The following is a 20,364-nucleotide window of genomic DNA, read 5'->3' as shown; positions in this document are numbered from 1 at the left end:
CGGGCGGCGGACGTGGTTCCCCTGCTCGCGCCTGTCGAGCGCTACAACACGGACGGAGGGCCGGTGGCCGCACTAGCGGCGTTCGGCCGATCGTTCGTGATCGAGAGCGAAGGGCGGCCGGTGTGCGCCTACGTGATCGAGCTGGCAGGGCGAGAGGCGTTCGTGGTGGCGGCGGCGGGCGCGGCGCACGTGTGCCTGTGTGACCTGCTCGATGACGTGATCACGGCGCAGGCGGGCGGGCTCGATTCGATCGCGTTCAAGACGCGGCGACGCGGGCTGATAAGGCGGGCGCTGGCAAGAGGCTACCGCGTGGCGGAGCGGCTGGAAAACGGAACCATCATGCGTAAGGAACTGAAATGATTTTGAATCCGATGCAAGTGCGCATGATCGCGCTCGGCATGCCGGCGGTGCCGGCGAACGGCGGCGGCGGCAGCTCCGATTCTTCGAACGCGACGACGACGCAGACGGCCGATCAGCGGAACAACGTGAGTTCCGGGGTGGGCGCCACTGCATCGAGCGGCGGCACGGTGACGTTGAACGTGAGTCAGCTCGACGGCGGGGCGATAGCTGCAGCGTTCGGCCTAGGGCATGACGCGCTGGCCGGAATCGAGCAGTTCGGCACGGCCAGCATGAGCGCGAGCGCGCATACGGCCGAGGACGCGATCAGCGGCGTACTCACGAGCGCGCAGGGCGCGCAGCAGGCCTACAAGGATGCGACGGCGCAGGCGATCGCAGCGGTGCAGGCGGCCAGTAACCAAGTCGTAGGGCAGGCGAACACGACGGCGAGCGACGTGGCCGCCGCGTACCAGGACGCGAAGACCGGGAACCAGAGAACCATCGTCATCGGTGGCTTGATCGTGGCCGGCCTCGCCGTGGCAATGCCGTTCCTGATGCACGAGGCGAAGTGATGCAGACCATCGCGCAGAAAATCACGGCGGCGAACGGCTACATGGCGGCGATGGCCGGCCGCACGCTGTACGTGCAGACGAGCGACGCGGGGAATGTGCTCACGATCACGCTTACCGATGTGCTCGGCAACCGGGCCGTGGTGCAGAACGTCGGAGCGGGCGCGAAGCTGACGCCGGCATCGGGATTTACGTCCGTGGCGATCACGACGACGGCGGACAGCAATGTCGCCTTCATCGTCACGCAGGGCGACATCGATATCCAGCTGAACCAGACGGCCGTGCAGGTCGCGAACGGATCGGGTAACCCGGTGCCGGTGGCGATCGTGAGCGAGCCGGGCGCGCCGTTCCCGGTGACCGTGCAGGGCTCGGTGACGGTGACCGGGGTCACGCTCACGGCAACGAACGTCGGCATCAACAACACGACGGCGAACCCGGTGCCGGTGCTGCTGCAATCGTCGGCCGACACGGTGTCGATCCCGGTGCAGGTTCAACCGCCGGCAAGCGCGCCGGCTGACGGCGCGCCGGTGGTGGTGGGAACGTCAGGCGCGGCGCTAGTCGCGGCGGCGGCCGGCCGGCGCAGTCTGCGCGTGCGCAACGCCGGGCCGGGGCTGCTCGCGCTGACGGCGGCGGCCGGAACCACGTTCGCGAGCGCGGCGGTGGTGATCCAGGTGGGCGACACGTACATCGAGCGCGACGCGCCGCAAGCGGCGTGGTACGCGGTGAGCGACACGGGCACGAACGCCAATATCCAGACGGTGAGCTGATGAAAAAGATTCTCGTATTCGTGTGCGCGCTGCTGACCGCAGTCGGCGCGAGCGCGCAATCGGACATGATCTCGGGGCTGGCCGGGCGGCTGGCGAGCCCGACCTACGGCGCCGGGCTGGTGGCGTTCCAAGCGCCGGCATCGGGCGCCGTCGCGCGCACCGTGCAGCAGAAGATGGGCGACCATCTCGACCTGCGGGACTTCGGCGCGAAGTGCAACGGCACGTTCAACGATGACGCGGCGCTCACGAGCGGCATCGCCGCGCTCGCGCCGGGCGTCGTGCTGGAACTGCCGCCGGGCACCTGCACGTTCACGGCGGCCAAGGTTGCGCCGCTCGTCAACGGCGCGGCGATCGTCGGCGCCGGTGCGGGGCAAACCACGCTCCTGTACACCGGCGCGGGCACCACGTCGGATCTGCTGAAGATCGGCAACGGTACGGCGTCGTTGTCGGGCTGGCTGCTCAAGGGATTCTCGATCCAGAGCAACACGAAGATGACCGCCGGTGCGGCGCTGCACGTCATGCGGATGCAGAACGGCAACCGCATCGATGACGTGAACGCCGGCGTGTTCGGGGCGACGACGAACAACGTATACAACGGCCTGTGGCTCGACAACGTCAACGTGTTCAAGGTGACGAACGCGAACGTGAGCGTGTCGAACGAAGGTCTGGTGATGAACGGGTCGAACACGAACGCGGAAGGCAGTGACGTGTTCCTCGACAACATCGTCGTGACGTACTCCAAGGTCGGCTACCACGTGGCCGGCGGCCTGGGTGGCGTCTACTTCGGGAAGACGCTCACTTTCGCGAACGTCGTCAACTACCAAATCGACAGCACGATCGCCGCGCAGGGCAACCGCGAAATCTTCATGAGCGAGGCGTGCGTCTCGGACGGATCGAGCAGCTACGGCGTGTGGATCAACGATCCGCGCGCGACCAGCTCGCCGATCGTCATGAACGGCGCCTACGCGTCGGCGGGGCTGATCGGGCCGGTTGCCGGCGTGCCGGAAATCTACGTGCAGAAGTGGCCGGGTGGTCGCATCAGCATGGGGCCGGGCCAGACGTACAACGCGACCGGCGACGGCCTGAAGGTGGACGACGCGAGCGTGCAAATCGCGATCGATCCGGCGCGCTACATCGTCTACAACACGGGCTACGCGATCAACGCGACCGTGAACGACAGCCAGATTTCGACGGCATCGCAGTTCACGTATTCGAACGGCGCGGGCAACTACTCGGCCAACGTGCAGCTGGCGCCGTTCACGCTGTCATCGAGCGCGGCGTTTGCCTACGCGGCCGGCGCACAGGCGGGCCAGTTTTGGACCGTGGGCGGCAAGAATCGGTGGGCGCTGCAGACGGACGGAGCGGCGGAAACCGGGAGCAACGCCGGTAGCGGGCTGCTGCTCGCCGCGTACAGCGACGCGGGCGCGTTCATCGGATCGTGGATGCAGGTCAACCGCGCGAACGGGCGCGTGACGTTCACCGGGCCGATGACGGCGGCGGCGATCACCGCGACGAGCATCAGCGCGACGACGGGCGCCATGCCGGCGTATCAGGCGAACGGAACGGCGATCACGTCGGCGCACGCGGTGCAGGGCTACGTGAACCTGTCGGGCGGCTCAGCGGCGGTCGCGCTCTCGGGCGGGGCGGCGTACACCAGCAGCGGAAGCTACACCTGCACGGCGGCGGACGGCACGACGGCCGCGCAGGTGTACGTGAACCAGACCTCCGGCGCGGCGTTCACGCTGACGGGCACCGGGTCGGATCTGGTCAAGTTCATGTGCGTGGGTGACTGATGGGCGCCGGGCCGTTCCTCGTGCTCGCCGCAGGCGCGGTGGCGCTGCTCTACCTGAGCAGCGAGCAGGGCGATTCGGACGTGGCGAGTTTCACGCCGGGCGACGTGCTCGGCGAAGCAACCGGAGATTTCTACGATATGACTGGCACCTACACGGGCGGCGACCCGAACCAGAATCGTCAAGCGTTCCTCGACATGATCGCGCAGAGCGAGATTGGCGCGTCGCTGCTCGCCGAAACCGACAACGGATACAACGTGCTCGTGGGCGCGACGGCGGCGAACCCGCTCACGTTCGCCGACTACTCGACGCATCCGCGCATCCTCAACCGGGCGCTGAATTCGACGGCGGCCGGACGCTACCAGATCAACTGGCCGACGTTCCAAACGGTATCGCGGCAAACCGGGCTCACCGATTTCTCGCCCGCGACGCAGGACGCCATGGCGCTGCAGCTGGCCGCGAACAAGGGCGCGCTGCAGGATATCGACGGCGGCAACATCCAAGCCGCGATCGCGAAGTGCGCACCGGTGTGGGCGTCACTGGCCGGCGCCGGCTACGGCCAGCACGAAAACTCGCTGGCCGCGCTGGTGGGCTGGTTCACGGGCGCGGGCGGCGCAGTCGCATGAAAGACGCGATCAACAATATCGCGATCGGGCTCGGCGTGGCCGCGCTCGGCTTCGCGCTCGTGAAGTATTTCCAGGGCGGCGCCGGCGCGGCGCCGGCCGGCGCCGGCTCGGTGATGCCGATCAACATGGGCACCACGTCGGGCGGCGGCAACGTCGCATCGTGGCAGTCGCTCACGTTCCCGCTCGGCACGAACACCGGCGGCGTCAACGTCGGTTCGCTCGATCAGGTCTATTCGTCCACCAGCTGGAACCCGGATTCGATCAGCGCACAGATCGGCGCCGACACGCTCGCGGCAATGGGCGCGCTCGGCATGTCAACCGCCAACCAATACGGGTTCCACCTGTGACCATCAAGGGCGATGCAATCACCGTGGCGATCGCGGCGGCCGTGGCCGGCGCCGCGCTCTGGTACGTCGGGCGCAAGGTGAGCGGTGGGCTGTCGTCGCTATCGGACGCGGCGAGCGCGGCCGGCGCGGCGATCAGCAGCGGCGCCGGCGCGGCGTGGGACACGGCGAACACGCAGGTGCTGCCGACCGATACCGGCGTGGCCGCAGTGGACGGCGCGGCCGGCATCGCGAACGGCATCGTGAGCGGGCCGACCGGCGCGCTCGACGGGCTGTCGATCGGCCTGCTCGGCGGGTCCGGCGGCAATGCCGGGAACGGCGGCATCGGCGCGTGGCTGTGGAGTTTCCTGAGCGGCGAGAAATTCAAGCCGGAGGGCGCGGACACGGACGGCGCGCCATTCGATTTCGGTACCGGTCCGTCGTGGTGACGGCCGGGCCATAACAGCAGCAGAACGGGGGTATGAGATGGGCTTTCTTCAACGAATCGCCGAGCCGAGCACGCACGCCGGCATCGCGGCAGGGATCAGCGCAGTGGGCACGGTGGCCGTGCAGCTCGGCGCCGATGCGCACACGGTGACGGCCGTGGCAACGGGCGTGCAGGCGCTGTTCGCGCTGCTCGCGGTCTGGTTGCCGGAAGGTGGCGGTCCGGGCGGCAGCACGCCGGCATGACTACCGACCAGTGGCTGACCGCAGGCGTTAGCGTGATGCAGCTGCTGCTGGTGCCGGCGGCCGGCGTGTGCATCCGTTACATCATCGCGGTGGAGAAGCGCCTGACGCGCATCGAAACCAAGCTCGGCATTCCGCAATAGGGAGATGACATGGCAAAGCATCGGCGCCGCGAGCGCGACAGCAAGGGCCGCTTCAAGCGGTCGCGGTAAGGAATCCGTCAAGAAACGCCCGCGGCCTGCGGGCGTTTCTCATTCTTCGTCGTCGTGCCAAGGCGGGCCGAAGATGAGCGTGCAGAGCCAGACGAATGCGCGTGCGAGCGTGTCTACCATGATCGGACTCCGAGGCGGCGGGCAAGCCGAGAGCGGCGGTCGCGCGCCGCAGCAATGGTGGTTTCGAATGTGCCGGCCGCCTTCGCGCACCGGATTTTGTCGGCGACGTGGTAGCCGCGCACGTAGTTGTCGAACGCCCGAGCGGACGAGGTGAAGGCCGGCGCGAGCGCGGCAACCCATGCCTCGATGTCATCCTGCGTGACGACAATTTCCCCGAAAAGATCGCGCATATTGTTTCTGTAAGCAAAAAAGATGGCCGCAGTATCGCGGCCAAAAGAGAGGCAAGCCGGGGGTGCTTACCCTGAGATTTGCGAATAGAAACAATCGTTTGCAGCCGCGTGACGATTGCGACGGCGATTTGACATAAGGTAAATTATCGACAATCCAAATGCAGTGGCAGGACGCGCCAACCTGGCCTGGTAACGCTAGTGATCGTTCTTGTTCCCGGTCCCGGATGCCGGCGCCGGACCTCCGGCCGGATGCGCGCCGGTCGTCGTGGTGGTCGTGGTGGTCGCGGACGCGGGACCATGGCTTAGTAGCGACGCCAGCAGCGCGGGCGTCATCGCCGATGCCATGCTGCCGTGGCCAAGCGCATTGGGCGGTTGGAACTGGAAAACCGTCTGCTGCGGCGCCGTTGCCGTTTGCGCCGACGGCGGCAGCGATAACGGCGGCGGCGCCGTCGGAATGGCCGGATGGGAATAACTGGTCGACGACACCCGTTTGGACGATTGCAGCGTACCGCCCGGCGAACTGGGGATGTTGAAGTTCAAATCGGCCAGTTGCGGGCCGATATACGGCAAGGACAATGCCTTGGCCCGCACCAGGATTTGGTAGTCGTGCTCCGTCATCCGCGTACCCTGGGGGCTGGTCATGCCGTCGGCACGATTGCCTTGCGACATGTTGCGCCCGGCATGGCCGAAATCGATATTGTTCTGATGGTCCGCAGCCAATTTCGACACGCGCGCGATGGACCGTCCGACTTGCTCGCTACTCGCCGAACTGCCCGCCTTTTCAACCTTGTCGAGTTCGACGCGCGCCTTCTTCATGGCCGGCTCCGAATTGTCGGTCAGCGTGCTGACCAGTTCGAGCGCATCCCGTTTGGCCAGCACGCTGCGCGCCGGGTCGCCGCTATTGATGTCCACCATCATGCCGGTAAAGACCGTCTGCGCCGAGGATGCCGCCACCACATGGTTGCGTTGCGCACCGGCGTCGGCCAGCGTCGCGCCGGGATTCTGCGCCATGTGTATCGATTCCGTGGTCAATGGCTGGCCGGCGGCCAACTGGGTCCCTGCCTGCTTGCGCTTCGCCTTGGTCAACGACTGCGGCAGTGAACTGCGCGCGTTCGAATCGTCCTGCCGATACGCGTGGAACCGGGTTGGCGAGTTGCCGCCATAGTGCTGGCGGCGCAGCGCTTCGGTTTCCTGTTGCGGCAGTTGCACGTCGAAATGCTTGGTTGGCGTCGAAGTGTGCAGGGCCGGATTGCGCATGTCGGCGGCCGGCGTGATGAAGCCTGGTGGATCGATGCGCGGCGGCAGTGCCACCGGTGCCATCGTGATGGCGCTGCCGACGCTGGCCTGCCGTTGCATGGCGCCACCCGCCTGAAGCGGCGGCACGAAACCGCTCCCCGAACCGGCCACCGGGCCATTCACGGGCGGTATCGCCCCGGCCAGGAGATGGGGCCCGCCCGCTGCCGGTGCCTGGATGGACGGTATCGGCGACGGCACCGCCGCTGCCGGCACGGCCAGCGGCGGCAGCGTGTGTGGTCCCGATGGCTGAGGGCCACCCGGCGTATTCCCCCCCGGCTTCATGCTCGGACTCCCCCGTTTCGAATCTATTTGGGTCCCGCTTTTTCACCATCCCGGCAACGGCGCGTTTGTCACTATGGTGGTAACGCCGGCACTGGCGGGCGGCGACGAGTTTATCAAATAAATTCCGCCTGTCGATATTCCACGATAACTGGGTAAATATCCACCCAGGCATATTGCAAGACGACGGCACACCGAGCCCCCGCTCCCGGATGAAGCCGGCGAATCTTTTCCGTCACGGTCGTTACCGGGCATTCATCGAATTTCGTTAAATCTTGATGTCAAACCCCCCGCCAGCCGAACCACACCACTAAATCAATGAATCCCCCGTAAGCCGATTGAATTTAATCATCGAACGGCGAAAAAACCAACCTACGATTATTTCGCGGCCAACGCTGCATGCCGCGTGTCGTCCATAACACTTCATTTCCAGTTGGAGGTTGACATGAAATTGCATCCGCACAAAATCGCTTCGGCATTGCTATTCGGCATCTCGGCATTGGCGGCGGCCAGCGCCGCGGTGGCCGCCGGCCCCGTGATCCAGGGTGGTGGTTCGTCGGGCGTCGCTCCGCTGCTGACTCAGGAAATCGGCAACTTCAACCCGTCGATCGGCGCCTTCACCTATTTCCCGGTCGGTTCGGGCGCCGGCGAGAACGCCTTCCTGAACAACCAGCCGGCGCTGTTCGGCCCGAGCGTGTCGGGCACGGTGGACTTCGCCAACAGCGACGCCGGCCTGCTGGGCTCGCAGATCACGAACTACACGCTCGCCGCCACCAACGGCGCGCTGATCCAGATCCCCTACGTCGTCATGCCGGTCGCGATCGCGGTCGCCAATACCGGCTCGGTCACCGGCTTGGCCACGCCGCAAACCACGCCGGGCCAGACGCACAGCATCGCGCTGAACGACGACGATCTCTGCGGCATCTTTTCGGGCAAGCTGACGAACTGGAATCAGGTGATCAATCCGGAGACGGGCGCCGTCTATCCGAACAATGCGCCGCTCACGGTCCTCTATCGCACCGACGGCAGCGGCGAAACGGAACTGCTCACGCGCCACCTGTCGCAGATCTGTTCGACCACCAACACGGCCACCGGCGTGGTCTTCCAGGATTCGCTGATGCTCGCGGATTCGTTCGGCAGCACGATGCCGGCGAACTTTCTCGGCGTGGCCGGCGACAGCGCGGTCCGCAGCGCCCTGACCAGCGCGACGGGCGCGACGATCCGCTATCTGAGCCCGGCCTATACGAATACCTTCCTCGCGCCGACGAGTTCGATCACGACGTCAGCCAGCGCGGGCCAGCTGCAGGTCGTGAGTCTCCAGAACAGCCACGACGGTCAGTACTACGCACCCACTTACGCGAACGCCACCACGGCGATCGGGCCGATCGTGCCGCCGCAAACGAAAGCCGATGCGTCGAACCCGCTGAACTGGGTCAAGGACTCGGGCAACCCCGTGGTCGGCTATCCGGTCTCGGGCACGAGCCAGATCATCCTCAGCCAGTGCTACCGGGATCCGAACGTCACGCAGGCCATGGTGGTGTTCCTGGCCACGCATTACACCAGCGCAAGCAATGCCCCGCTCATCCACGGCAATGGTTTCGATACGATCCGGCCGAACTTCGTGACGGCGATCCTCGACGACTTCCTGACCGACACCAGCACCTACGATCTGAATATCGGCAACAGCGGCAAATGCACGGGAGCCGTGGTCGGCCGCTAGGTACGGCAACGCCTGACGCCCTCCACTCCGCCAATCCGATCACTTGACCCACTCCACCAAGGGCGCCGAAGCCGGCGCCCTTCCCCTCGCCGCGACCATCGTTGCGTCGCGCGCACCGCTGCCGTAACCGCGAAGGCATTTACGTTATCGAACTCGCTAACGAGAATGAATCTCGTTACGAAACAATCATGCCGGACACGAGTCCATGAGAAGCGGGCTGGGTAGCGGGCTCAAACCGGGCTCAAACCGGGCCGCCGGTTCCTGCGTCTGAATCCGGCAGGCCTACCGCACGAGAGTCCATGTCCATCCATCTGCATCCGTCGCCCGCTTCCGCCGGCGCCGCCCTTCCGGCATCGCGTTGCCGGCCGAAACAACTGCCGCTGCTGCTGGCGCTGGTCGGCGTCAGCCGGATCTGTCTGGCGCAGGCCGCCGGCGCGGATACCGGCGACGTCACGGTGCTCGCGCCGGTCGCCGTCAACGCCGCGCGCGAGACGGGCGTGACGCCGGTGGCCGGCGTGGTGGCGCACGTCACGCGCACGGCCACCAAGACGGACACGCCGATCAGCGAGATTCCGCAGGCGGTCTCGGTGGTCACGCGCGACCAGATGGACCAGCAGAACGCGCACAGCGTCGGCGACAGCCTGCGCTACACGTCGGGCGTCTACGCGGACAGCCGCATCGGCGGCGTGCTGGAAAGCGTGTTTCTGCGCGGCTTCGGCGGCTTCGCGGCGGCAGCCGCGAGCCCGCAGTTCCTCGACGGCCTGCCGCTGCCGATGGGCATCAGCTGGGCGGCACCGGTGATCGATCCGTCGGTGCTGCAGCGCATCGAGGTGCTGCACGGTCCGGCCTCGGTACTGTACGGGCAGGCCAGCCCCGGCGGCATCGTCAACCTGACGAGCAAGCTGCCCACCGCGAAGCCGTATCACGAGCTCGCCGTGGAAACCGGCAGCCGCGGCCGCGCGCAGGGCTCGCTCGATTTTAGCGGCCCGCTCACCGACGACGGCGTCTGGTCGTACCGGCTCAACGCAATGGCGCGCCGCGACGACGAGCAGACCGACCACGGCAAGGAGCAGCGCATCGTGGTGGCGCCGACGCTGCAATGGAAGCCGAACGCGAGCACGAAGCTGACCGTGTTCGGCCTCTACCAGAACGATCCCGCCAATACGTTCCCGGGCTGGCTGCCGGCCGCGGGCACCCTGACGGCCGGCCCGGCGGGCCGGATTCCCACCAGCTTCTTCCCGAGCGAGCCCGGTTTCGACGGCTACGACCGCCGCCAGTACCTGCTCGGCTACGCGTTCGAGCATCGCTTCGACGACACCTGGACGATTCGCCAGAACGTGCGCTACACGCATCTCGGCGTGGATTTTCGTGGCGTGGGCATCGACTTCTCGTCGCCGTTCGGCGCGACGCCCGGCGTGCTGAACCGCGACGCGTCGTGGTCGCAGGAGCAGGTCAACAGCGTGACGGCGGACCAGCAGGTCGAGGCGCGCCTGCGCACGGGGCCGCTCAGGCACACGGTGCTGGCCGGGCTCGCCTGGGATCACGAGAACGCCGACATCACCGCGTCGGGCTACGGCGTTGCGCCGTCGATCGACTATCTGAATCCGTCCTACGGCCTGCCGCTCGCCCTGCCCGCCGTGGCGCAGCGTTCGCACCAGCGCGAGGACCGGCTCGGCGTCTACGTGCAGGACCAGATCCGCGTGGGGCGCTGGGCGTTCACGCTCGGCGGGCGGCAGGACTGGACCCGGACCACCACTGACGACGAACTCGGCGGCAGCGCGAACCGGCAGAGCAATCGCGCCTTCACGGGCCGCGTCGGCGGCGTCTACGAATTCGACAACGGCCTCTCGCCCTACGCGAGTTACTCCACCTCGTTCCAGCCGACGCTCGGCACCGATTTCGGCGGCCAGCCGTTCGTGCCGACCCGCGCGAAGCAGAGCGAGATCGGCGTGCGCTACGAGCCGCCGGGCTGGAATGCCTCGATCACGCTAGCCGGCTTCGACATCGACGAGCGCAACGTGATCGTGATGGACCCCGACCATCCGTTCAGCAACATCCAGCAGGGCCAGGTGCGTTCGCGCGGCATCGAGGTCGAGGCGCATGCGAAGCTGATGGACCGGCTCGACGCGATCGTCGCCTACACCTGGCTCGACACGATCGACACCGAGGATTCGAACGCCGCCAGCGTCGGCAAGCGCCTGCCGGCGGTGCCGCGCCAGATGGCGTCGGTCTGGCTGAACTACGCCACGCCGGTCGGGCTGACGCTCGGCGGCGGCCTGCGCTACGTGGGCCGCAGCGCAGGCGATACGGCGAACACGTTCGACGTGCCGGCCGTGACGCTCGTCGATCTCGCGCTCAGCTACGACCTGCGCGCGTGGCGGCCGGCGCTGAAGGGCTGGCGCGCCGCCGCGCACGTCAACAACCTGTTGGACCGGACCTACGTGTCGTCGTGTTTCTCGGCGGGAGGATGCTTCTACGGACAGCGCCGCAGCGTGACGGGCAGCCTGACCTACCAGTGGTAGCGGCCGCCCTCGCCTGCGCTGTTGCGACTTACGGGCAGATGCGTTCGATCGTGACGCGGTCCGGCGTGCGCTCCGGCAGCGTGGCCGCGTAGCGCTTGTAGTCGGCGCAGGTCAGCGGCCGCTGCGGATGGGCCGTGTTGATACCCACGGTCTGGCAGGTGTGGTCGTAGCACTTGGCCAGTACCGCCAGATCGGTCAGGGGCACCTGGCCGCTCGACTTGAACGCGGCTTCGAACTTGTCCTGAATCACCTGGCTGCGCGCGGCTTCGACGAACAGGAACAGCAGCTGGGTTTTCTGCGACTGGTCGACCGCCGTCGGGGCGACGGGAAACGCGTCCGGAAACGTGCTGGCATAGAACGTCGGCATGTTGGCCGGGTAGTTGTAGTTGATGGCGTTGCCGTTGATCTGATCGACCTGGAAATTGTTGTTCGCGAAGTGCAGCGTGGTGACCGGCGCGTTCGGCACGATGGGGGCGCGATAGACGTTGATCATGTCCCACGCCAGCGCGCCGCCGGTGCGCACGAAGGTCCGCATTGCCTGCAGCACGTTCTGATAGCCGACCACCTTGTCCTGCGGATTGCTGTGTTCGGTAATGACCCAGTTCGGCATGTTGGTACTCCTCTTGTCAGATTGTCAGGTTCGATTGACGGCCGGGCAAATCATTGGCCGTTCGGCACACGGAATGCGAGCCGATATTTTCACGTGCGATTTACAGCGTCAAGCCGGATATTTCATCGGAAGGTGAAACTTGATCGATTTGTGCATTGCGTTTTTGTTTTTATGAGCCGTCGCCCGCGATTTTCGTAAAATTGGATTGAAATATCACGGGTTTTTACGATGCCCTGTATCGGGATAATCGTTTGCGCCGCCTGCCGCGTTCGATGTCCTGCGAGGCCGACAGCCGGTTTTGTTTTGCTTTGCAGCAAATCCCCGGCACCCGTCGCTGGTCGACGCGATCCGGTTTCACCGCCGAACCGCGCTCCGGAACGGCAATCATGGATCGCTCGCAGTCATGCGAAATGCGCCGCCCATGGCCGGCTTGCGGAGTGCCACCTGCCCGCCCGTCGAATCCCGATTTCGTTCCGCCGCGACACGCCGGGTTCATTGTGTGATGACAGCGCCGGAACACGCCAGCCTGGCAAGCGGAATTCCGCCAGCATTTTTCAATTAATTATGATTCGAATAATCACGAGCCGCTGAGCAATCGCGATTCGAATTCATTCGATTCACTCAATTACTGGGCACTCCCGAATAATATTCGGCGCCGTGCCGATTCCATGGTACATGTGTCAGCCATCCTGGGCTCCGGAGGGGAGCGCGGGACGTCAGGTCCTGAAGCGCTCCGGCGTATTTCAGGATCCATTCGCTTGTTGCGGCAATTCAAAAAACCTTCATTCCCAAAGGATGCCCAATGAATTCCAATCAACGTCGGTTTCTCGCCCGGCCTGGCCGGGCCTGGCTGCTGGCCCTGGCGTGTCTGCTTCCGGTGGCCGTCGCGCCGGCACACGCCGCCGATGCCGCGGCGCCGTCCGCGCAACTCACGAGCGTCGCGTCGCTGAGCGCGGCCGCGCGCCCCGCAAACGTGCCGCTCGACTATGTCGTCACGCCCAACGGCTATTTCGCGCCCGAATGCGTGCAGACCATCCATGCGGACGAACGCCTGCGGGCCGACGGCAGCATCCTCAAGCATGACGGCAGCGTGCGTGCGGCGGCCAGATGCGGCCGCTCGCATTTCGACCGGCAAGGCCACGGCATCGCGCCGAACGCGCCGAGCCAGCAGCCGGCCGCGGCCGCCGCCGCCGGCACGGTGGACCCCACCTACACCGGCTGGATCGAGAGCGCGAACTACAACAACGGCAGCAACGTCGGCCGGCTGCGCGCCAGCTGGAAGGTGCCGTCCACGCCCAGCGACGCCGAGAACCAGACGGTGTTCTTCTTCCCCGGGCTCGAGCAGCTGCCCACCGTGCAGTCGATCCTGCAGCCGGTGCTGGGCTGGAACGGCTTCGGCGATCACGCCTGGACCATCGCGAGCTGGAACTGCTGCACGGCCGGCACGACCACCCACACCGATCCGGCCAGCGTCTCGCCGGGCGACGAGATCGTGGGCGACACGTATTCGCTCTGCGGCACGGGCGTCTACGATTGCGGTTCGTGGTCGATCGTCACGCAGGACACCACCAACGGCCGCAGCGTGACGCTGAACACGGCGCCGCAGGGCCAGCTGCAGTGGGTGTTCGGCGGCGTGCTGGAGGTGTACGGCATCAGCAGCTGCAACCAGCTGCCACCGCAGGCGATGACGCAGTTCTACGGCGTGACGGTGTGGGATACCAACGGCAACGTGCTGTCGCCGCCCTGGCAGGCCGGCAAGGCCAGCTCGTCGATCTCGCCGCAATGCAACTACAGCGTGGCCGTGAGCCCCGGCAACGTGTACCTCTACTACTGAGCTCCTGATCGCGGCCCGGGCCACCCGGGTCTTCAGGCCGCCCAGGCCCGCTGCGCACGCGATCGTCGTCCGGCCGCCGCCGGCACGATCGCGTCGAATCCCTCCCGCGCAGCGCGGCCTGTCCCGCCGGCGGGGGCGCCCTGCCCCCGCCGCTCCGACTTCAATACAACGGCGTGCCGGCCTGATACGCGCCGACGAACGATTGCCAGTCCAGATTCACCTGCGTCGCGTAGCTGAACGCGAAGTTCGAGATCTCGGTCTGCAGCCCGCTCGTGCTCGTGACCGCGTCGCTCACCTGCTTGTCGATGCTGTAGGTCACGATCGCGCTGTTGTAGTCCTGATCGGAGATCGCGTGCGCCGAGGCCAGCGCCTGCCCGAGATAGGTGGCCGCCGTGTTGAGCTTGCCCGCGCTGGTCAGCTTCGTGTAGTCGAAGTCCTCCTGATACGGCGACTTCTCGTGGAAGTAATAATTCATGCCGTTGACCGAGGCATAGCCCACCAGCACGTCGGCGTTCAGCGTCTGCGCCTTGTTGGTCATCGCCACGCGCGCGGCGTCGTTGCTGCCGTCGGCGGAGGCAAGCGCCTGCCCGTTGCCGCTCGCCACGGCCACCGCGCTCGCCGTCTCCTGCTTCACCTCGAGGATCACGTCGTCGGACGTGGATGACGACGGCCCCTCGATCAGGATGTAGTAACGCAGCTTGCCGAGGCTGCCCACACCCGAGCCGATTTTCTGGTGAATGTCCTTCACCTTGTAGTAGCTGGCCGCGTACTGCTTCGACGAACCGATGCTGCTGATGTAGCTGCTCATCGCCGCCGAGAGATTGGCATAGGTCGTAGCGTCCACCGGCACCAGGCTGCCGGCGATGGTCTGGAAGCTGCGCGCACTGCCGCTCACCTGCGTGTACTTGGCGAGCAGGTCCGAGCGGCTGTCGTCCTTGGCGTCGCCGATGGTCGACTGCACCACGCCCGAGGTATTGCCGTTCTTGAGCTGGAAGCTCAGTTCGTCGCTGCTGCCCTTGAAGTCGTTCATCTCGCTGACATAGGCGCCGACCATGGTCTTGATGGCGGTGGCGATGTCGCTGTCGGCGATGCCGTTGGCGCGGCCGGCCAGCACCATGCTGGTCGCCAGACGCCGCAGGTCCCAGACGTACTGGCCGAGGTAGCCCTCGTCGAAATCGTCGACGCTGAACACCGTGTTGCCGCCGCTGTCCTGCCACGCGCCGAAGTTGCCGATGTGGGCGTCGCCGCCGATCCAGGTGTAGCCGGTCTGCGTGGTGGTGTAGTTCGAGGCCGGCAGCGTCAGCATGTCCTGATAGAAGATGTGATCGGTGCCGCGGAAAAACGCGAACGGATCGGCGGCCATGGTCGACATCTTGGTCGCGAGATCGGTGCTGTCGGTGGCCGCGAACGGGTGATTGGTGTTGTAGATCTGGTTCACCACCCAGCTGGTGCGCGAGCTCTGCGCATGCACGGGGGCGACGGCGATCAGGCAGGCGGCGGCCACGGCAATCCACGTCTTTTTCATTGTCGTTCCTCGGAGTCAAGAAAAAAGGAGCGACCTCGGTCGCTCCTCGTCGGTGCGCGTTCATTCCAGCAGCGGCTGATGACAATCTCGTGACCCGCGCCGGCTGGGCGGGGTAGCCGGGTTGAGGCGCTTGGTGGTTTAAGCGGTGCGGTTTGCCATGCCTCCTATCCAGAAGGCGGCCCGGTTTTTGTGCAAAGCAAAATCGAAAGCCTGGCGAATCGGCAGGAGTCGATACCTGATCTTTTTCAACCGGATGACATGCGAAATAATTAGCCGGTGCGAATGCGGATCGAATGTCGGAGATCGCCATTGATTCCGCCGCCGTTCATGAAGAAATCACCGCCGCGCTGCATTCGATTACGGCCGCGCGATATCGGGAAAATCCCGACATGCCGGCGCCGGCAATGCACGCCAGCGGTGCGACAGTCACCGGCATCGCTCGACAGGCAAGGCTTTCCGGCTGCCTGACGCGACGGCGCGCGCGCCCGAAAGCATGCCGAAAATCGCACGACGCGGCCTCGAATGAATAGCCGACAGGGTAAATAATCACCCACTTTTTCGCAAACGCTTGCGGGGAAATTTATTCACGAAGCATATTTTATGCGGTAGTCTGATGCCCGCCATTGGCCTGACCACGATCAAGCGGTGCCATAAGGTGTAACACGGAAGTAACGCCTGGGTGTTTCAATTCGCGGGGCCACACGAATTGAAAGCATCCGCCGTGGCGCTATGGCTCCCGCGCCATGGGAATGCAAAAAATCAAGCCACCATGCCCGTTCGGGTCGAGGTGGAAAATCCCTACAGAGGTGCATATGACCACGTCTTCAGCGATGCTCGGAAAGATCCCCGAGAATCCCTCCCGGATCACCGATCGCGATCTCAAGTACTTCCTGTCCGACGTTTCCGCGGTACGCGCCCTGCTGCAGGCGGCGGTGAACGTCGAGCTGTTTACCATCCCGCTCTACATGAGCGCGATGAAGTCGATCCAGGGCACGCACGCCATCAACGCGCAGGATGTCGACTACTACAAGGGACGCGTCTGGCCGGGCCGCTCGATTGGCCGCATTCCGGGCAACGACCCGCAGAAGCGCGCCGAGGACAACGCCGCCGAGATCGCCAACCAGTCGGCCTACAACACGATCTTCTCGGTGTTCATCGACGAAATGCTGCATCTGCAGCTGGCGTCGAACCTGTGCGCGACGCTCGGCCTGCCGCCCGACTTCAACAGTCCGGCGCTGCAGGACAAGCTCTACAACTGGACCTGCTACGGCAAGGACCAGACCGCCATCCCGCACATCATCGAACTGACGGACCTGAACACGCCGCTGCCGGAGACGAGCATCACGCTGAAGGAGCTGACGCCGAGCCAGCTCGCGCTGTTCATGATCATCGAACAGAGCGATGAACTCGCGCAGGGCGAGCTCAAGCCGGTGGGTGAGCGCAAGTACGCGTACTTCCCGGAGGTGCCGTTCAACAGCTGGAAGGCGCACAACACCGAAACCGAACTGCCGATGTTCGGCACGATCAGCTGGATGTACTACTGCCTGCTCCAGTACACGACCATCGAGTACACGGACGGCATGACGCTCTGGGAAAAGATGTTCGCCGGCCAGCGCGACCTTTTCAACAGCACGGCCGGTACGCACTCGAAGGCCGAGTACCCGAAGATGCCGTCGCAGATCGGCTCGGCGTCCGCGCTGCAGGCGCAGCTCCAGGCCATCGAGATGATCCTGGCGATCTGCGACCAGGGCGAAGGCGGCATCAGCGAGATCACGATCAAGGCGTATCTCGCCATGGTCCACGAGACCGCGCGCAAGCGCGGCGTGATGCTCGCCCGCCCGCTCGCGCTGCTCGAGGCCAACGTGGTGCTCGATCAGTTCCAGCCCGATGCGCACGCGCTCGAGACCGACTATCCGTCCTATGACGACGTCGGCACGCAACTGCCCGACAGCGACGACGCGATCGCCCGCGTGGACAACGGCAAGATTCCGCACTACGACCGCTTCAAGCTGATTGCCGAGCAATGGATCGGCAACGTCACGACGTGGCGGCAATGGCATGCCGCCGGCAACAAGTGGACGGCCGAGATGCTGACGACCGCCGACTACGACGAGTCCAAGGCTCCCGCCAACATTCCGAAGCCGCAGCAGGTGGCCGACGCGCTGAACGCGCTGAAGCGGAGCACCCCGATCACGGTTCTGGACAACGTCGCCCAGGGCGCGCTGGCCGGCATCACGACGGTGCTGTCGAAGTCCTGGTCCGATCCGTCGGTCGAATTCCCGTTCCCGTCGATGGTGGGCTCGGGCGATCGCATCGCGCTGCTCTGGGCCGTCTACGGCGATACGCCGACCCTGCGCGCGGCGACCGAAGCGCCCGTGGGGGTGCAGGACGGTGCGGCGCGTGTCCTGAACCACGCCTGCCAGTCGCTGTCGCTGGACGGCTCGGGCAGCGCCGACTGCGCGGCGCAGGCGACCTACCACAGCTGCAAGGGCTCCAATCTCTGCGCGACGCAAGGTGGCTGCGGCTTCGTCCAGTCGACCCAGGGCGGTGGCAACTGCTCGTCGTCGAACGTGCAAGTCACCGGCGCCGAAGTCGGCGGCGGCTGCGGCGTGCCGACGTTGACGTTGTACAGCGCGCCGGCCGACAACAAGTGCGGCGGCTACGGCGGCTGCGCGGTGCCGATTTCGGCCTCGCAGCTGTATCCCAAGCGCCAAAAGCTGACGATGCAGCTCTACAAGTTCGACTCGGATGGCCATCCGATCGAACTCAAGGATGACAGCGGCAACCCGGTGCTCCAGGACATCAACTACGGCGACTCCGTCTACGACACCGCATGGAAGGCCGTCGAGACGGTGCGGGCTCACCAGAACCCGAACTACACGCCGCAGGACACGCCGCCGCCGGCCACCGATCTGCGCATCGCCCTGCCGCCGTCGACCTGATCCCGCGTTCCCATGTCCGTTACCGTCAATCCTGACGAAATCGGCCCGGCGGCATCGCCCGCCGGCCCCGGCCCGGCCCGTGCCGCGTCGGGGCCGGCGCGCGCGCCGCGCCTGGGCCTGCCGAATCTCGGCTTCGGCGTGGGGCTGCGCCCGCAGCACCTGCCGGCCATTCTGGCCGGCGGCGCGCGCGTCGACTGGTTCGAGATCATTTCCGAAAACTATTTCGAGGACGCCGGGTATCAGCGGGCGATGCTCGACCGGCTGGCCGCCGACGTGCCGATCGTGATGCACGGCGTGTCGCTGTCGATCGGCTCGGACGCGCCGCTCGACCTGTCCTACCTGACGAAGCTGCGCAGCCTGATGCAGGACGCGCGCGCCGTCTGGGTCTCCGATCATCTGTGCTGGACCGGGCTCGGTTCGCACAACTCGCACGACCTGCTGCCGCTGCCGTTCAACGCGGCCTCGCTCGAACACGTCGCCACGCGCGTGGACGCGGTCCAGCAGTTCCTCGGCCGGCCGCTGGTGCTCGAGAATCCGTCGAGCTACATCCAGTTCCGCAGCTCGACGATGAGCGAATGCGAATTCCTCGCGCGGCTCGCCGAGCGCACCGGCTGCGGCTTGCTGCTCGACGTCAACAACGTCTACGTCAGCGCGTTCAACCACCGCTTCGACGCGCAGGCCTACCTGCGCGCGCTGCCGCACGACCAGGTCGTGCAGATCCACCTGGCCGGCCACATGGCCTGCGGCGACACGCTGATCGACACGCACGACCAGCCGGTGCCGCACGGCGTGTGGGCGCTCTACGCGCTCGCGCAGCAGCTCACGGGCGGCGTGGCCACGCTGCTCGAATGGGACGCGAACCTGCCCGACTACGACGGGCTGCTCGCCGAACTCGACAAGGCGCGCCGCGTGACGCGCGGTGAAGCGCTGCCGATGGCCGATAGCGACAGCGCGGCCGGCGCCGCCATGGAGAGGGAGAGAGAAATGGCCACCTCCACGCCGCTGCACCTGCCGATGCCGGAGACCATCGATGGATGACGCCGTCCACCGCGGCGAGCTTTCGCTGGCCGCCGTGCAGCGCTGGATGCAGGCCGCCACCACGCACCCGGCCGGGCTCGGCCCCGGGCTCGCGCTGGCCGATGCGCGCCACGGCCTCGACATCGCGGCCGTGGTCGACACGCCGGCCGGCGTCGATGCGCACCGGCGCCTCGCGATCTACGCCGACGGCTACTGGATCCGCCTGATCTCGTGCCTCGAAACCGAGTTTCCGGCGCTGCGGCGCATGCTCGGCCCGCAGCTGTTCGGCTTCTTCGCGCGTTCGTATCTGAACCGGCATCCGTCGCGCTCGCCGTCGCTGCATACGCTCGGCGCACGGTTCCCGGCGTTCCTGCTGCATTCGCAGCGGCGCGCGGCGAACGGCGCGCGCCGGCCGCCGACGCAGACCTTCGCGCTCGACCTGGCGCGGCTGGAGCGCGCGATCGCCGAATCGGGCCGCGCCGGCGGCCGCGAGGGGCAGGCGCCGGCCGCCGTGCCGGCCGACGATCTGTGGGGCCTGGCGCTGCTGGCCGGCGACGCCTATGCGGTGAGCCTGCCCGACACCACGCGGCTGCTCGCGCTGCGCCACGCGGCCGACAGCTTCCGGCCCTGGCTGCGCGGCCAGGAATCGCCCGAGCCGGCCGAAGACCGGCGCGACTACGTCGCGATCCGCCGCCTGCAGTTCCGCGTGTCGATGGAGCGGCTCGCCGACTGGCAGTTCTTCGCGCTGCGCCACGCCGCCCGGCGCGCGGCCACGCTCAGCGATTGCACGCGTGCCGCGGCGCGCCGCACGCGGCGCCCGGAGAGCGAGATCCGGGCCGAGCTGGCGCTCTGGCTGCCCACGGCGCAGCTCGCCGGCCTCGTCGTGCTGACGCCGGACTGAGCGCGCCGCGCGGGCGCGGCTCGCGCGGCCCGCTCGTCGCGCGCGGTGCGCGCCCCAC

20 protein-coding genes are annotated in these 20,364 nt (G+C 66.4%); 16 read left to right on the top strand and 4 right to left on the bottom strand.

Annotated elements, in window-relative coordinates; translation table 11 throughout:
- The first annotated feature begins 12 nt into the window (after positions 1-12).
- Genes BpN12_RS07200 through BpN12_RS07160 form a run of 9 tightly spaced genes read left to right on the top strand, consistent with a single transcriptional unit; the run spans position 13 to position 5,241 of the window.
- Positions 13-360: a hypothetical protein gene (locus tag BpN12_RS07200; RefSeq protein ID WP_246794588.1), complete on the top strand. Its 348-nt coding sequence runs from the start codon at positions 13-15 to the stop codon at positions 358-360.
- Positions 357-908, top strand: coding sequence for a hypothetical protein (locus BpN12_RS07195; protein WP_246794587.1), 552 nt, complete (start codon positions 357-359; stop codon positions 906-908). Before BpN12_RS07200 ends, BpN12_RS07195 begins: the two co-directional genes overlap by 4 nt.
- The gene (locus tag BpN12_RS07190; RefSeq protein ID WP_246794586.1) at positions 908-1,672 is read left to right on the top strand and encodes a hypothetical protein; all 765 of its coding nucleotides are present in this window, start codon (positions 908-910) and stop codon (positions 1,670-1,672) included. Before BpN12_RS07195 ends, BpN12_RS07190 begins: the two co-directional genes overlap by 1 nt.
- A complete protein-coding gene (locus tag BpN12_RS07185) occupies positions 1,672-3,465 on the top strand; it encodes a hypothetical protein (RefSeq protein WP_246794585.1) in 1,794 nt (597 codons plus the stop codon). The genes BpN12_RS07190 and BpN12_RS07185 overlap by 1 nt, the downstream gene beginning before the upstream one ends.
- Complete coding sequence (locus BpN12_RS07180; RefSeq protein ID WP_425306297.1) at positions 3,465-4,088, top strand: glycoside hydrolase family 24 protein; 624 nt, start codon at positions 3,465-3,467, stop codon at positions 4,086-4,088. The genes BpN12_RS07185 and BpN12_RS07180 overlap by 1 nt, the downstream gene beginning before the upstream one ends.
- Complete coding sequence (locus BpN12_RS07175; RefSeq protein WP_246794584.1) at positions 4,085-4,435, top strand: hypothetical protein; 351 nt, start codon at positions 4,085-4,087, stop codon at positions 4,433-4,435. Before BpN12_RS07180 ends, BpN12_RS07175 begins: the two co-directional genes overlap by 4 nt.
- A complete protein-coding gene (locus BpN12_RS07170) occupies positions 4,432-4,860 on the top strand; it encodes a hypothetical protein (RefSeq protein WP_246794583.1) in 429 nt (142 codons plus the stop codon). The genes BpN12_RS07175 and BpN12_RS07170 overlap by 4 nt, the downstream gene beginning before the upstream one ends.
- A gap of 37 nt (positions 4,861-4,897) precedes the next feature.
- Positions 4,898-5,101, top strand: a complete 204-nt coding sequence (locus BpN12_RS07165; protein ID WP_246794582.1) for a hypothetical protein — start codon at positions 4,898-4,900, stop codon at positions 5,099-5,101.
- Positions 5,098-5,241, top strand: a complete 144-nt coding sequence (locus tag BpN12_RS07160) for a hypothetical protein (protein WP_246794581.1) — start codon at positions 5,098-5,100, stop codon at positions 5,239-5,241. Before BpN12_RS07165 ends, BpN12_RS07160 begins: the two co-directional genes overlap by 4 nt.
- Before the next feature lie 182 nt (positions 5,242-5,423).
- On the opposite strand, the gene BpN12_RS07155 is transcribed toward BpN12_RS07160, so the two are convergent.
- Positions 5,424-5,660, bottom strand: coding sequence for a hypothetical protein (locus tag BpN12_RS07155; RefSeq protein ID WP_246794580.1), 237 nt, complete (start codon positions 5,658-5,660; stop codon positions 5,424-5,426).
- Positions 5,661-5,855: 195 nt separating this feature from the next.
- Positions 5,856-7,079, bottom strand: a complete 1,224-nt coding sequence (locus BpN12_RS07150; RefSeq protein WP_246794579.1) for a hypothetical protein — start codon at positions 7,077-7,079, stop codon at positions 5,856-5,858.
- A gap of 601 nt (positions 7,080-7,680) precedes the next feature.
- On the opposite strand from BpN12_RS07150, the gene BpN12_RS07145 reads away from it, so the two are divergent.
- Positions 7,681-8,955 (top strand): PstS family phosphate ABC transporter substrate-binding protein, encoded by a 1,275-nt coding sequence (locus tag BpN12_RS07145; RefSeq protein WP_246794578.1) that lies wholly within the window; start codon positions 7,681-7,683, stop codon positions 8,953-8,955.
- A gap of 299 nt (positions 8,956-9,254) precedes the next feature.
- Positions 9,255-11,477 carry a TonB-dependent siderophore receptor gene (locus BpN12_RS07140; protein ID WP_246794577.1) on the top strand — a complete coding sequence of 741 codons (2,223 nt, stop codon included), beginning with the start codon at positions 9,255-9,257 and terminating at the stop codon, positions 11,475-11,477.
- Between the two features lie 28 nt (positions 11,478-11,505).
- On the opposite strand, the gene BpN12_RS07135 is transcribed toward BpN12_RS07140, so the two are convergent.
- Positions 11,506-12,087, bottom strand: a complete 582-nt coding sequence (locus BpN12_RS07135) for a hypothetical protein (protein WP_246794576.1) — start codon at positions 12,085-12,087, stop codon at positions 11,506-11,508.
- An 802-nt stretch (positions 12,088-12,889) separates the two neighbouring features.
- On the opposite strand from BpN12_RS07135, the gene BpN12_RS07130 reads away from it, so the two are divergent.
- The gene (locus BpN12_RS07130) at positions 12,890-13,921 is read left to right on the top strand and encodes a hypothetical protein (RefSeq protein ID WP_246794575.1); all 1,032 of its coding nucleotides are present in this window, start codon (positions 12,890-12,892) and stop codon (positions 13,919-13,921) included.
- 160 nt (positions 13,922-14,081) lie between these two features.
- Here the strand turns inward: BpN12_RS07130 and BpN12_RS07125 are convergent, their stop codons facing one another.
- Entirely contained in the window at positions 14,082-15,446 is a 1,365-nt protein-coding gene (locus BpN12_RS07125; protein ID WP_246794574.1) for a DUF2252 domain-containing protein, read from the bottom strand.
- A 293-nt stretch (positions 15,447-15,739) separates the two neighbouring features.
- Here BpN12_RS07125 and BpN12_RS07120 point away from each other — a divergent pair, with 293 nt between their 5' ends.
- From BpN12_RS07120 to BpN12_RS07105, 4 genes are all read left to right on the top strand, one after another.
- Positions 15,740-15,976 (top strand): hypothetical protein, encoded by a 237-nt coding sequence (locus BpN12_RS07120; protein WP_246794573.1) that lies wholly within the window; start codon positions 15,740-15,742, stop codon positions 15,974-15,976.
- Positions 15,977-16,258: 282 nt separating this feature from the next.
- The gene (locus tag BpN12_RS07115) at positions 16,259-18,388 is read left to right on the top strand and encodes a ferritin-like protein (protein WP_246794572.1); all 2,130 of its coding nucleotides are present in this window, start codon (positions 16,259-16,261) and stop codon (positions 18,386-18,388) included.
- A gap of 12 nt (positions 18,389-18,400) precedes the next feature.
- A complete protein-coding gene (gene bufB / locus BpN12_RS07110; RefSeq protein WP_246794571.1) occupies positions 18,401-19,426 on the top strand; it encodes an MNIO family bufferin maturase in 1,026 nt (341 codons plus the stop codon).
- A complete protein-coding gene (locus BpN12_RS07105; protein ID WP_246794570.1) occupies positions 19,419-20,306 on the top strand; it encodes an HvfC/BufC N-terminal domain-containing protein in 888 nt (295 codons plus the stop codon). The genes bufB and BpN12_RS07105 overlap by 8 nt, the downstream gene beginning before the upstream one ends.
- The last annotated feature ends 58 nt before the right edge of the window (positions 20,307-20,364 follow it).

Source organism: Burkholderia perseverans (genome assembly GCF_022870505.1).
Lineage (GTDB): Bacteria > Pseudomonadota > Gammaproteobacteria > Burkholderiales > Burkholderiaceae > Burkholderia > Burkholderia plantarii.
The sequence above is the reverse complement of the archived record's forward strand: the minus strand, read 5'-3'. Positions and strand labels throughout refer to the sequence as shown.

Bases quoted from the DNA above. Each gene is read 5' to 3' on its own strand.
- BpN12_RS07195 (WP_246794587.1), top strand. From the start codon at position 357: ATGATTTTGAATCCGATGCAAGTGCGCATGATCGCGCTCGGCATGCCG.
- BpN12_RS07190 (WP_246794586.1), top strand. From the start codon at position 908: ATGCAGACCATCGCGCAGAAAATCACGGCGGCGAACGGCTACATGGCG.
- BpN12_RS07185 (WP_246794585.1), top strand. From the start codon at position 1,672: ATGAAAAAGATTCTCGTATTCGTGTGCGCGCTGCTGACCGCAGTCGGC.
- BpN12_RS07180 (WP_425306297.1), top strand. From the start codon at position 3,465: ATGGGCGCCGGGCCGTTCCTCGTGCTCGCCGCAGGCGCGGTGGCGCTG.
- BpN12_RS07175 (WP_246794584.1), top strand. From the start codon at position 4,085: ATGAAAGACGCGATCAACAATATCGCGATCGGGCTCGGCGTGGCCGCG.
- BpN12_RS07165 (WP_246794582.1), top strand. From the start codon at position 4,898: ATGGGCTTTCTTCAACGAATCGCCGAGCCGAGCACGCACGCCGGCATC.
- BpN12_RS07160 (WP_246794581.1), top strand. From the start codon at position 5,098: ATGACTACCGACCAGTGGCTGACCGCAGGCGTTAGCGTGATGCAGCTG.
- BpN12_RS07155 (WP_246794580.1), bottom strand. From the start codon at position 5,660: ATGCGCGATCTTTTCGGGGAAATTGTCGTCACGCAGGATGACATCGAG.
- BpN12_RS07145 (WP_246794578.1), top strand. From the start codon at position 7,681: ATGAAATTGCATCCGCACAAAATCGCTTCGGCATTGCTATTCGGCATC.
- BpN12_RS07140 (WP_246794577.1), top strand. From the start codon at position 9,255: ATGTCCATCCATCTGCATCCGTCGCCCGCTTCCGCCGGCGCCGCCCTT.
- BpN12_RS07135 (WP_246794576.1), bottom strand. From the start codon at position 12,087: ATGCCGAACTGGGTCATTACCGAACACAGCAATCCGCAGGACAAGGTG.
- BpN12_RS07130 (WP_246794575.1), top strand. From the start codon at position 12,890: ATGAATTCCAATCAACGTCGGTTTCTCGCCCGGCCTGGCCGGGCCTGG.
- BpN12_RS07125 (WP_246794574.1), bottom strand. From the start codon at position 15,446: ATGAAAAAGACGTGGATTGCCGTGGCCGCCGCCTGCCTGATCGCCGTC.
- BpN12_RS07120 (WP_246794573.1), top strand. From the start codon at position 15,740: ATGTCGGAGATCGCCATTGATTCCGCCGCCGTTCATGAAGAAATCACC.
- BpN12_RS07115 (WP_246794572.1), top strand. From the start codon at position 16,259: ATGACCACGTCTTCAGCGATGCTCGGAAAGATCCCCGAGAATCCCTCC.
- bufB (WP_246794571.1), top strand. From the start codon at position 18,401: ATGTCCGTTACCGTCAATCCTGACGAAATCGGCCCGGCGGCATCGCCC.
- BpN12_RS07105 (WP_246794570.1), top strand. From the start codon at position 19,419: ATGGATGACGCCGTCCACCGCGGCGAGCTTTCGCTGGCCGCCGTGCAG.